Source organism: Stenotrophomonas sp. YJH_SMC_29 (assembly GCF_059371235.1).
The window spans coordinates 157,516-169,209 of the sequence record NZ_JCAFUK010000002.1 but is presented as its reverse complement, the minus strand read 5'-3'; the positions used below and the strand labels follow the sequence as shown (position 1 = coordinate 169,209).

Here is an 11,694-nt window from a genome sequence, read left to right as displayed (position 1 = left end):
CGACACGATGCGCCTGCCTTCATTCGCCCGCCGTCATCCCTGGATCGGTCTACTGATCGTGGCGACGATTGCGATGGCCTCGTGGATGCTGCTGCGCGCGCCGCATCCGGCAACCGAGTCGATGCCCCTGGCCGCCGCCGGGTCCGAAGCGCCGAAACCGGCCGGCCCGCCCTGGCTGTATGGCCGTGCCGATGCGCGCTTCACGGTGGTCGGGTACGCCGACCTGGAGTGTCCGTACTGCCGGGCCTACTTCCCCGCGCTCAAGCGCTGGATCGACGCCCATCCCGAGGTGAACTGGCAGTGGCACCACCTGCCGCTGTCCATGCACGAGCCGGCCGCGACTGCCGAGGCACGCCTGGCCGAGTGCGCGGGAGAGACGGGCGGACATGCCACGTTCTGGCAGGCCGTGGCGTGGCTCTACGCGTACACCCGCGGCGACGGCCAGGGCCTGCCGGAGGGCCTGCGCTATCCCGACCTCACGCCAGCCATGCAGGCTTGTCTCGACAGCGAGCGCCCCGATGCGGTCATCCGTGCCCAGGCGGTGGAAGCCGCACAGCAGGGCATCGCGGCCACGCCGGCCCTGCAACTGCGCGACCGCGAGTCCGGCAAGACCCTCCTGCTGCACGGTCCCGTCGAAGGCGATGCCTTGCTGTCGGCCATCGACCTGCTCGCCGCCGGCAACACGACCGCAGCCGAACCTGCCCATTCCCCAGACATGCCCGCCGGCGTTGCCGGTGACATGCCCAGGTAGCCATCGATCTTCAAGGCTGCGGCGCGGCTCGTCCGCGTTGATCGAAACCCGTTCGCATCGCATCCCTTGACGCGAACAGCCACCGCATCCGCGGTGGTGGATGCCCGCTCGTCACCTGTTCCATCCCCATCGTCCCCAGGAGGGTTTGCCCTCCAGGGGCAGGCGCCCTCCGATCTCATCCATTGGAGGTTCGCCATGTCTCTCGTCATCGCCGACTCCCGCCCGGAGTCGCTCACCCTGATCGCCGCCCAGCACGAAGACTGGATCATCCGGCAGGCCATCACCCTGCTGGAGAACCGCGTGTTCAAGGCCGGTCCGGCGCTGGGCAGTCCCGCCGCCGTGCGCGACTACCTGCGCCTGAAACTGGTCGCGGAGCCGAACGAAATCTTCGCCGTCGTGTTTCTCGACAACCAGCACCAGGTGCTCGCCTTCGAGCCGCTGTTCAAGGGCACGGTCGACCAGACTTCGGTGTATCCGAGGGTGGTGGTCCAGCGTGCGCTGGCGCTCAACGCTTCGGCGCTGATCCTGGCGCATCAGCACCCCTCGGGGAACACCGAGCCCTCGGCCGCTGATCGTGCGATCACCGAGCGGCTGAAGAGCGCCCTGGCCACCGTCGATGTCCGGGTGCTGGACCACTTCATCGTCGGCAAGGGCAGCCCGTACTCGTTCGCCGAAGCCGGCTTGTTGTAGCAGCACCAGCCGACGCGCATTCATGTCATCACCACGGGAGCCCTTGGCTCCCGTTTCCTTTCGCCGGCCCGCAGAGAATCGGGACTGACCGGTTTCGGTTTCTTTGTCGTCCCCTGATCTGCGTTGCGCTCGACTACGAGTCTGCATCGACTCCGCGGAGGCGCGACATGCCGGCTCATTCCCTCAACCTTCCTGCCGCCTCGCGGCGCCCCCTGGCCGCCCGGCTGGCCGCTGGACTGTGCGCCGCGCTGCTCGGTCCCATCGCAGCGGCCGCCGATGTGCTCGTCGTCACCGACAGCCGTCATCCGGTGCTGGCCCCGGCCGGCGTGCGGATCATCGAGCTGGACCAGGCCACGCGCATCGAGGTCGAACTCGCCGCGCGCCTGCCGGCCGACCCGCAACAGGCCGCAGCCGTGGTGCGGCAGCGGTTGCATGACGGCGGCGAGGCGCTGCAGCGCCGCATCGGCCACGCCTATCAAGGTGTCGCGGATGCCTGGGGACTGGGCATCGCCAAGATTCCCGCCGTGGTGGTCGATCGACGCTACGTGGTCTACGGCGAGCCCGACGTGGCCCGCGCCGTCGCGCGCATCAACGCCTACCGGAGCACGCAGCCATGAGCCTCCTGCTGGCACGCCGGCGCCTGCGCGCCACCGCCGCCTCGCTGCTGCTGAGCGCGGCCACGTCGACGTTCGCCCTGGACACCGCCACCATCGTCTCGTCGGCGCTGTCCCCCGACTGCCTCGAATACCGCGTGGTCGGAATCTGCTACTGGCTGTACTGCACGCCCTTCGGCTGCTCGGTTCGCACCTCCGTCAAGGTGCGCCACTACGTCCCCGATGCGGTGGTGTCGAGCTACTCGAACACCGGAGAAAACCCGTGGCAGGAAGTCAGGGCGATGAGCATGCCCAACCCGACCGCCAAGGCTGGCGGTGACGGCACGACCAATCACGACAACGAGAACAACCTCGCCAAGTTCAAGAACGCCGATGTCATCGGCCATCCGGCCGGGCTGGTGTTCAGCCAGTTCGCCAGCGCCTCCGGCTACACCTGCGAAGGCGCTGGCACGGCCTTCATGCCGTATCTGCTGAGCACGCTCGACACGATCGCCTGGCGCTACAACATCCCGGAAGCGTTCTACCCCGAAGCGCTCATCCCCGGCCGGCGCGAAATCGGTACGCGCACCGGCCTGAACCTCTGGGGCAACGTGTATCCCCGCGGTGGCTTCCTGCACCAGACCGACGACCACAAGAGCGGCGCCGTGGTCGCGCAGCGCGCGGGCGACATCGTGACGCGCCGCAACCAGATTCACGTGTATCAGCCCCTGCTGGCCAACGCCCGCGACGGCTACTGGCCGGCCGGCGCGCTGATGGAGACCGACGCCTCGACGGGCAAGTGGCAGGAGCTGACGCCCACGCTCTCGAACAGTTGCGTGGTCTTCCCGCACAGCCGCACCCGCGTGCAGGCCCAGCAGGGCGACTACGCCTGGGCCTTGTGGCGGCCGTACTCCTGCTGCCGGCGCCGTGGCCAGGTCTTCCTCGGCAGCGTCGATTTCATGTGAGGAACCCACGATGAACGCCTCCCTCCCTGACTTCCTGCACCGCGCGAAGTCGCCCCTGCGGGCCACGCTGCTCGTGGCGGCCATCACGCTGGTCGTCGGCGTCGCCTGGGCGCAGACCCGCATCGACCCCAATGGCGTGAACGTCAGCGGCAGCGTGATCGGCGACGACGTGCTCTACAGCATCGGCGGCGGCCGGGCCGTGTCGATGGGTGGTGCCGGCAACATGCAGAGCATCGGCGTCGGCGTCGGCTGGAACAGCAACCTGATCTGCGGCGACATGAGCATCACCACGACGCTGCAGAACCAGCTCAACGGCATCACCAACGGCTTCCAGACGATCATGAGCAACGTGATCCAGAACGCCACTGCCGCGGTGGCGTCACTCCCGGCGCTCATCATCCAGCGCGCCGACCCGGGCCTGTACAACCTGCTCACCAACGGCATCCTCCAGGCGCGCCTGGATTTCGACCGCTCGAAGATGACCTGCCGGGCCATCGCCAATCGCATGGCGGACATGGCCGGCGGCCAGGCCGGCTGGGACCAACTCGCCGAAGGGATGGCGCTGCGGGATGCGGTCAGCAGCACCGATGCCGTCTCCGCCATCGAGCAGGCCGAGTCCAACAAGGGGAACAACGGCGTGCCCTGGGTCGGCGGCGGCAACGCGGGCGGCTCCGGCCAGAGTTCGATCAAGGTGGTCGGCGACGTGACGCGAGCGGGCTACAACCTGCTCAACGGGCGCAGCGCCACCGATACCTCGTCGATCGCGCGCAGCGCCTGCGGCAACCGCCTGACCTGCCAGACCTGGTCGTCGCCTGGCGCGGCCGCGGCCTTTGCGAACCGCGTGCTGGGCGAACGCGAGCAACGCACCTGCGAAAACTGCACGAAGACCCAGACCACGCCTGGCGTCGGGCTCACGCCAGTGATCCAGGAAGAGTACGAGACCAAGCTGCAGGTGTTGCAGGAACTGGTGACGGGCGCCCGGCCGACGACACTGGCCAATCTCGACGCGGCCGGCAGCAGCTCGCTGCCGATCACCCGCGGCGTGATCGAGGCCCTGCGTGACGAGCCCGACCAGGACGTGCTGGGCCGGCGCCTCGCGTCCGAGGCTGCGCTGTCCAGCGTGCTGGAGAAGGCCCTGCTGCTGCAACGCACGTTGCTGACCGGCAAGAAGGAGCCGAACGTCGCCGCCAACGAGCTCGCCGTGCAGGCGGTGGACCAGGAGAACAGCGCGCTGGAGCAGGAGATCAACAACCTCAAGACCGAGCTGGAGCTGCGCCGCACGCTGGCCGGCAACTCGGCGATGGCGATCATCCAGCGCCACAGTACCCGCGCTGCCGGCTCGCGCGGCGTCTTCGAGGGCGACACCACGCGCGACCGTCTGCGGGAAGTCCAGAAGCCGCGGAGCGGTACGCCATGAGCCGGCTCGCCTGGCTGCGGCTGCCATGGCTGTTCAACCGCCGCGTCGGCGTGGCGCTGCTGTGGACCTTGCTGGTGGTCGCCGCCGCGGTGGCGGTGAACATCGCCGGCATCCACGTGGTCGGCGGCGTCGAGGGCTGGCAGCACTGGCTGCAGGCGCACGCCGGCCACTTCTTCGTGTGGCGTCTGTGCCTCTACGGAGCGACGGCTTACGGCTGGTGGTGGATGCGTCGGCGCCTGTTGCGGCGGGAGCCGTCCCGCGAGACGCATCAGCGCCTGCTGCGCACGGAGATCGCGGCCGTCATCGCCGTGGTCGCGCTGGAAGCCAGCCAGCTGCTGCGGCACGGCTGAGACCGGGAGGCAGGCATGACGCTCTACACCACGGACTACTTGGAGTATTACCTGACCCTGGTGGCTTGGGTGGTCAACAACGGCATCTGGAGCATCCTCGTGGCCAGCGGCGTGTTCGCGCTGCCGTTCGTGGCCATCGTGATCCAGGAATGGCTCAAGGCCCGCAGCGAAGGTGCGGACGAGGGCAACAAGGGCGTGCTGTCGTCGATGCGCATCGAGAACCGGGTGTGGGTGGCGATCGTGGTCATCATGTTCGCCGGCATCCCGTTCATCCCGGTGGATCTCGCCACGATCAGGTTCGACACCACGCGCTCCGCGCAATGCCAGGTCAGTGTCCCGCTGCCCAACGACACGGGCTGGTCCAACGTCTACACGGCGCTCAACGACCAGAGCGCGCTGGTGCCGGTGTGGTGGTTCTTCATGCACGCGCTGTCGAAAGCCGTGACGGGCTCCGCGGTGGCGGCGATTCCCTGCGGCACGGACCTGCGTCAGATTCGCATGGATGTGGATGCCACGCGCATCGACGATCCGGTGCTGGCACAGGAGGTCGCCGACTTCACGCACGACTGCTACGGGCCGTCGCGCGCCAAGCTGTTCATGAACCGGCCGACGCTCTCCGACGAGCAAATGAACGACGTCACCTGGATCGGGTCGAGTTACTTCCTCGACACGCCCGGCTTCTATGACACCTATCGCGCCAAGACCCCACGCACGGCCTGGCCCTACGACGCGACCCGCGATGCAGGGTTGGCACAGGTGGACAGCGGCGGCGGCTATCCGTCCTGCCGGCAGTGGTGGGCCGATGGCGGCCAGGGACTGCGCAGCCGGCTGCTGGCACAGGTCGACCCGGACCTACTGACCCGCATCGGGCGCTGGGCGGGCTTCCTGTCGCAGAGCGAGGTCAATGACTCGGTGATCCGCGCCGTGGTCTCACCGCGACAGCAGAAGATGAACCAGGGCGCCGTCTACACCGACTACGGTGGCCAGATCGACAAGACGCTGCCGAACGTTGTCACGCGCGGCGCAAGCGACCTGGGGTTGACCGTCGGCTCGCTGGCCTTCTTTCCCGCGATGGACGTGGTGCGCCAGGCGCTGCCGATGGTGCTGACGATGCTCAAGATGGCGCTCGTCATCTGCATCCCGCTGGTGCTGCTGATCGGCACCTACGACCTGAAGACGGTGGTGACGGTGAGCTGCGTCCAGTTCGCGCTGTTCTTCGTGGACTTCTGGTTCCAGCTCGCGCGCTGGATCGACAGCACGATCCTGGACGCGCTCTACGGCTGGGGGTTTGGCGCGGACAGGCCGCACACGAACTTCGATCCGTTGATCGGTTTGAACAACGCCTTTGGCGACATGCTCCTTAACTTCGTCATGGCGATGATGTTCATCGTGCTACCGGGTTTCTGGGTAGCTGCGCTCGCGTGGGTTGGTGTCCGCGTAGGCAACATTTCGCAGATGCTCTCAGCAGCCACCGATGGCGCCAAATCTGCGGGAGGCAAAGGCGCTGACCTTGCAATCAAAGCAGCGAAGGCGAAGTAGCGCCGAGAGTGGCGAGCTACTCGTCGTCCGCGCTGCCGCCGTCAATGCGTACCTCGCCCCGGTAGAGACCGTATCCGTCCAGGCCGTTTCGCCATTGAGGCTCGTCATCATCACTGCTTTCGTCGGCATCGACGTTGCGTACCATCCAGGCAGCGATCCCTGCAAAGGCCAGCAGCAGCGCCAGCCAGAACGCGGAGTAGAGCAGCACACCAAGCACGGCCAGCTTCACGATCCAGAGCACCGCCGTCGCCGCGCTCGCGGGCACCCCGCGCGTCACCAGCCAACCGGCGACACGCTGCTCGCGGCGCAGGTATCCACGCCAGGCACGGCCAGCCCCCCGGCCCAGCCGGTGGCTCCAGCGCCCGTTGTGCGTGTTGGTGGTCATGCTCATGTGCCTCGGTTTCAGTGGTGCCTCACCTCAAGAGCGGCCGGTTGGGGCTTGCCCTCCAGCATAGACCGCGATCAGGAGGCCGGGTTGCGGCTGGCAGAGCGGTCGCAGGTCGATTAGATTCTGCACTATAAATCAAACGTTATGCTACTTTCCCTGCACGTTCTTGCGATAGCTCTAGAGGCTGATTTGATTCCGTGCTATTTTTACAGCATGGATGGAAATTCTAGGCACCAGGTAATCAAGCGGCTGCAGGCGGGACTCCCCCGCGGGGCGCCGTTCGACCTTGCCACCCTGAGCCAGTTCGGGGTGTCGCCCCAGCTCGCCGCCCACTATGCCGACGGCGGGTGGCTCGTGCGCCTGGCCCATGGCGTCTATGCCTTCCCGAACGATGAGTTCGGGGTCTACGGTGCGCTGAAGTTCCTGCAACAGCGCGTGCCCGGCCTGCACGTCGGCGGCAAGAGCGCCCTGGCCCTGCAGGGCGTGCGGCACAACCTGGGCAGCCGGGAGACGCTGGTGCTGTGGGGCGACGGTCGTTTCGCGTTGCCAGCCTGGTTCACCTCGCGCTTTCCGGCCCGCTACGTCCACGCCCGCCTGTTCGACTGGCCGGACACGGCGCTGGCCAGCAAGACCCTGACCACGCCGCCTGGCCTGCCCGAGGATCTGCGGGTGGCTGCCTCCGAGCGTGCCGTTCTGGAACTGCTGTACGAAGCCGGCGTCAAGCAGAGCCTCGAAGAGGCCCGCAACCTCTTTGATGGACTGCGTTCCCCCCGCAAGGACTTGCTCGGACAACTGCTGTCCTGCTGCACCAGCGTGAAGGCCGTGCGCCTGTTCCTCACCTGGGCGCGCGAGACCAGCCTCGTGGATGTCGATGCCCTGCTGGAGCAGTACCCGGTTCGCACCGGCAGCAACACGCGCTGGATGAGCCGGCTCGATGACGGCACCTTGCTGAGCCTGAGACCTCATGGATAAGACCTACGCGGACACCGTTCGCCTGCTGCTGGCCGTCGCGCCCGACGTGTTCGCCAACGACATCTTCGCCATGAAGGGCGGCACGGCCATCAACCTCTTCGCGCGGGACATGCCGCGCCTGTCGGTGGACATCGACGTGGTGTACCTCCCGTGGCAGACGCCGCGCGACGAAGCGCTGCAAGCCATCAACCAGGAGCTGGCCGCCATCGCCACGCGCGTTGCACCACTGGGCGTGCAGACACGCCTGGTTCGCGCCAAGGATCTGGGGGACACCAAGCTGATCGTCGAGAACGACGCCAACCAGGTGAAGATCGAGGTCAACGTCGTGTTCCGAGGCAGCGTGCTGCCCGTGGAGCGGCGGCCGCTGAGTGCCAAGACCAGCGATCTGTTCGGCGTCGAGTTCGAGCTGCCGGTTCTGGCACCGGACGAGCTGTACGCCAGCAAGCTGGTGGCTGCGCTGGATCGGCAGCACCCCCGCGACCTATTCGACGTGTGGCAGCTCTACGAATCGGGCGACATCAGCGACGGCATGGTCGAGTGCTTCGTGATCTATCTGGCGGGCCACAACCGGCCGCCCCACGAAGTGCTGTTCGGCAACGACAAGGACATCGCCGGCGAGTACGAGAGGGCCTTTGTCGGCATGACCGAAGTGGACTGCTCCCTGGAGACACTGCTCGACGCTCGCGCCAGGATGCGGCGCGAGCTGCCACAGCGACTGAGCACCGCGCACAGGCAGTTTCTGAGCGGGCTGGCGCGCGCAGAACCGGACTGGTCGCTGGTGCAGTGCCGGCACGCCGCGCAACTGCCGGCACTGCGCTGGAAGCTCGCCAATCTCGAAACCTTCCGCAAGCGCCGTCCCGACGACTTCGCAGCGCAATCCGCCGCCCTCGACACCGGCTTGGGCCAGAGCTGACGAACGTCCCGCAGCGCCCCACTTGCCGGGGTTGCCCCATGCCGCATTCATCGTGGCAGCCGCGAAGCAGCGGCCCTATACCCAAAGGCTTCCGACAAAGGCCAAAGGGCTGGGAAGGGGCAAAGGAAGGGCGCCAAGGGGAAAGGCCCTATCCTGAAAAGGCCAAAAGGCGCCCCGAGCAGCCCGTCATCCGGGGTTCGCCATGCTCTCGCTGTTCCAGCGCAAACGGGTGCCACCCACCGCCGGCACACCGCCCACCTCCGCCATCGAAACTCCGAAAGGGTTGACGCGGCCGGAGTCGGCCGCATCGCTGCTGGCCACGCCGCGCCGGCAGAAACTGCTGGAACACATCTGGCAGCGCACCTCGCTCTCGCGCCGGCAGTTCGCCACGCTCTACCTCGCCCCACTGGAGCGCTACGCCGAGCTGGTCCAGCAGTTCCCGGCCTCCGAGAACCACCACCACGCCTATCCGGGCGGCATGCTGGACCACGGCCTGGAGATCGTCGCCTATGCGCTGAAGCTGCGGCAGTCATACCTGCTGCCTGCGGGCGTCACGCCGGAGGCACAGGCGGCCCAGGCCGAAGCCTGGACCGCAGGCACGGCCTACGCGGCCCTGCTGCACGACATCGGCAAGATTGCGGTCGATCTGCACGTCGAACATGCCGACGGCAGCGTCTGGCATCCCTGGCACGGCCCGCTGCGAAAGCCCTACCGCTTCCGTTACCGAAAGGAGCGCGAGTACCGCCTGCACAGCGCCGCCACCGGGCTGCTCTACGCGCGCCTTCTCGATCGGGACATCTTCGACTGGCTCAGCGGCTATCCCGACCTCTGGGCCGCGCTGCTGTACGTGCTGGCCGGCCAGTACGAGCATGCCGGCACGCTCGGCGAGCTGGTCGTGCAGGCCGACCAGGCATCGGTCGCCCAGGAACTCGGCGGCGATCCCAGCAAGGCGCTGGCGGCGCCCAAGCATGCGCTGCAACGCAAATTGCTCGACGGCTTGCGCTACCTGCTCAAGGGAGCGTTCAAGTTGAACCAGGCCGGCCCGGCGGACGGCTGGCTGACACAAGACGCCTTGTGGCTGGTGAGCAAGACCGTCTCCGACAAGCTGCGCGCCCATCTGCTGTCGCAGGGCATCGACGGCATCCCGGCGAGCAACACGGCGGTGTTCAACGTGCTGCAGGATCACGGCATCGTGCAACCGACGCCGGATGGCAAGGCGATCTGGAAGGCTACCGTCACCAGCGACGCCGGCTGGTCGCACGCCTTCACCTTCCTGAAACTCTCGCCGGCGATGATCTGGGATGCCGCCGACCGGCCGGCGCCGTTCGCAGGCCGTGTGCAGGTCGAAGAGGAACAGGCGGAGCCGACGCCGCAGGCGACAACGGTGGCCGATGGGCCGCGCGCCGAAGGCATCGAAGCTGCATCCGCGAGCACGGCGCCGATCGCATCCACAGCCACGGATACCGGCGTGGCCGCGCTACTCGACCTGCTGGGCGACACCGCTCCACCCGCGACACCGGAGATCCCGAGTTCCCCTGTTGCCGAGCCCGAGCCGGCCCCTTCGACCATGCTCCCGCCGCAGATGAGCCTCGCGTCTTCCCAGGATCGCGCGGAGCCCTCCGGGGCGCACTTCATGGCCTGGCTGCGTCAGAGCATCCAGACGCGCAAGCTCATCATCAACGACGCCAAGGCCCTGGTGCATACCGTCGCCGGTACGACCTACCTCGTCAGCCCCGGCGTGTTCCAGCGCTACGCGCAGGAGTACCTTCAAGTCGCCGCGCTGGCCAAGCAGGAGAAGCTGGAGGGGTGGCAGTGGGTGCAGAAGCGCTTCGAGAAGTTGGGACAGCACCGCAAGCAGCCGAGCGGGCTGAACATCTGGACCTGCGAAGTCACGGGGCCGCGCAAGTCGCGCCGGCTGCACGGCTACCTGCTCGTCAGCCCGGATACGCTGTTGCAGGAGACGCCGCCAGACAACCCATACCTGCGGCTCCTCAACGAGGCCGCAAAGCGCGAAGATTCAGCCCTTGGGGGCAAGGACGACGATCAGGCGTAGGCATGCGACCGCTGTGCGGGCCGGCTTCAATCTGCGGATGGGGCCGACTCCGCCAGCTTGGCTTCGGTCAGAGTCATCAAGTGGGCGGAACTGCATTTCAGCGCACGGGCAATCTTGAGGATGAGAGGGAGCGTGGGGACATGCTCGCCGCGCTCGATCTTGCCCATGTGCGACCGTTCGATGCCGGCCATGTGGGCCAGCGTTTCCTGAGCGATGCCCTGGTTGGTTCTTTCTTCCCGCACGGCAGCCCCAAACGCGATGGCTGGTTCCGCTTCGTAGGTAGTGGTGCCGGTGGGGCGGCCCCTTTGGATCGAACGCTTTGGCATTGCCAAGAGCGTCGAACACGGTCACGATTTAAACCACGTTAAACTTAACTCATCCAACGGCTTCGAGATCAGTTGCCACGAGTTCACCGCCTGGGGGAGCTGGACGTGGAATCGAGTGACATCACCGCCGAAATTCGCATGGCCGTCCTCGGCGAATGGGTGCCTCCCCAGCTCGCCGACGTGCTCGCCCTGCAGCGTGCCGAAGAGCCGGAGACCCATGCCGTCCTGGCCGGGTGGACAGATCCCGGTCGAGGCGCGGAGCTGCCGGGCGACGGCTTCGACTTCGCTTTGTCTGCGGTTGCCCGGCAGTGGCCTGGCTGGGTATGCGAGCCGCTGTGGCATGGCACGCTGGCGGTCGCCGTGGCCAAGCGCTCTCACCTGCTGGCCTACCGTGAAGTGCCGTGCCAGGAAGTGCTCAAGCAGCCCTTGATCTGCGCGCAGTCCACGGCCGATGAACCATGGCGCATGACCGTACAGCGCGTGTTCGAGAACGCGCTGCAGGAGCGAGAGCAAACGGTGGAGACATTCGATGTGGCGATGACGCTGGTTGCCGCCGGGTACGGGATTTCCATTGCACCTGCCGCGAGACTGGCGAGCTACCTACGCCGAGGCATCGCCGTGCGGCCGCTGGCCGGCGCACCAACGATCGTGATGGCTTACCTGCTCCGTCGCAACGCTACCTTGTCGGACACCCAGGCAAGATTCGCCCGCCGCGCGCGCTTGGTGTCCTGACAGAC

The 11,694-nt window shown here is 67.1% G+C and carries 13 protein-coding genes; 11 read left to right on the top strand and 2 right to left on the bottom strand.

Features of this window, described 5'->3' with window-relative positions:
* The first annotated feature begins 7 nt into the window (after positions 1–7).
* From AC5P9I_RS03925 to AC5P9I_RS03895, 7 genes are all read left to right on the top strand, one after another.
* On the top strand, positions 8–751 hold the full coding sequence (locus tag AC5P9I_RS03925) for a DsbA family protein (RefSeq protein ID WP_023121127.1): 744 nt from the start codon (positions 8–10) through the stop codon (positions 749–751).
* Between the two features lie 195 nt (positions 752–946).
* Positions 947–1,441: a RadC family protein gene (gene radC / locus AC5P9I_RS03920; protein WP_003292123.1), complete on the top strand. Its 495-nt coding sequence runs from the start codon at positions 947–949 to the stop codon at positions 1,439–1,441.
* Between the two features lie 167 nt (positions 1,442–1,608).
* Complete coding sequence (locus AC5P9I_RS03915) at positions 1,609–2,058, top strand: TIGR03757 family integrating conjugative element protein (RefSeq protein ID WP_023121126.1); 450 nt, start codon at positions 1,609–1,611, stop codon at positions 2,056–2,058.
* Complete coding sequence (locus AC5P9I_RS03910; protein WP_033959618.1) at positions 2,055–2,999, top strand: TIGR03756 family integrating conjugative element protein; 945 nt, start codon at positions 2,055–2,057, stop codon at positions 2,997–2,999. The genes AC5P9I_RS03915 and AC5P9I_RS03910 overlap by 4 nt, the downstream gene beginning before the upstream one ends.
* A gap of 10 nt (positions 3,000–3,009) precedes the next feature.
* Positions 3,010–4,416 carry an integrating conjugative element protein gene (locus AC5P9I_RS03905; protein ID WP_013721901.1) on the top strand — a complete coding sequence of 469 codons (1,407 nt, stop codon included), beginning with the start codon at positions 3,010–3,012 and terminating at the stop codon, positions 4,414–4,416.
* Complete coding sequence (locus tag AC5P9I_RS03900; protein ID WP_003292115.1) at positions 4,413–4,766, top strand: hypothetical protein; 354 nt, start codon at positions 4,413–4,415, stop codon at positions 4,764–4,766. Before AC5P9I_RS03905 ends, AC5P9I_RS03900 begins: the two co-directional genes overlap by 4 nt.
* Before the next feature lie 15 nt (positions 4,767–4,781).
* Entirely contained in the window at positions 4,782–6,305 is a 1,524-nt protein-coding gene (locus AC5P9I_RS03895; RefSeq protein ID WP_011805401.1) for a conjugal transfer protein TraG N-terminal domain-containing protein, read from the top strand.
* Between the two features lie 16 nt (positions 6,306–6,321).
* Here the strand turns inward: AC5P9I_RS03895 and AC5P9I_RS03890 are convergent, their stop codons facing one another.
* The gene (locus AC5P9I_RS03890) at positions 6,322–6,696 is read right to left on the bottom strand and encodes a DUF3742 family protein (RefSeq protein ID WP_031754974.1); all 375 of its coding nucleotides are present in this window, start codon (positions 6,694–6,696) and stop codon (positions 6,322–6,324) included.
* A 210-nt stretch (positions 6,697–6,906) separates the two neighbouring features.
* Here AC5P9I_RS03890 and AC5P9I_RS03885 point away from each other — a divergent pair, with 210 nt between their 5' ends.
* The 3 genes from AC5P9I_RS03885 (at position 6,907) to mobH (ending at position 10,631) form a co-directional block, all read left to right on the top strand.
* Positions 6,907–7,665 (top strand): type IV toxin-antitoxin system AbiEi family antitoxin domain-containing protein, encoded by a 759-nt coding sequence (locus AC5P9I_RS03885; protein ID WP_031754973.1) that lies wholly within the window; start codon positions 6,907–6,909, stop codon positions 7,663–7,665.
* Positions 7,658–8,578 (top strand): nucleotidyl transferase AbiEii/AbiGii toxin family protein, encoded by a 921-nt coding sequence (locus tag AC5P9I_RS03880; RefSeq protein WP_329953841.1) that lies wholly within the window; start codon positions 7,658–7,660, stop codon positions 8,576–8,578. Before AC5P9I_RS03885 ends, AC5P9I_RS03880 begins: the two co-directional genes overlap by 8 nt.
* Positions 8,579–8,780: 202 nt before the next feature.
* Positions 8,781–10,631, top strand: coding sequence for a MobH family relaxase (gene mobH / locus AC5P9I_RS03875; protein ID WP_329953840.1), 1,851 nt, complete (start codon positions 8,781–8,783; stop codon positions 10,629–10,631).
* Between the two features lie 26 nt (positions 10,632–10,657).
* On the opposite strand, the gene AC5P9I_RS03870 is transcribed toward mobH, so the two are convergent.
* On the bottom strand, positions 10,658–10,957 hold the full coding sequence (locus AC5P9I_RS03870) for a helix-turn-helix domain-containing protein (protein WP_003282197.1): 300 nt from the start codon (positions 10,955–10,957) through the stop codon (positions 10,658–10,660).
* A gap of 105 nt (positions 10,958–11,062) precedes the next feature.
* Between AC5P9I_RS03870 and AC5P9I_RS03865 the strand changes: the two genes are divergently transcribed.
* Positions 11,063–11,689, top strand: a complete 627-nt coding sequence (locus AC5P9I_RS03865) for a substrate-binding domain-containing protein (protein WP_023109285.1) — start codon at positions 11,063–11,065, stop codon at positions 11,687–11,689.
* Positions 11,690–11,694: the final 5 nt, after the last annotated feature.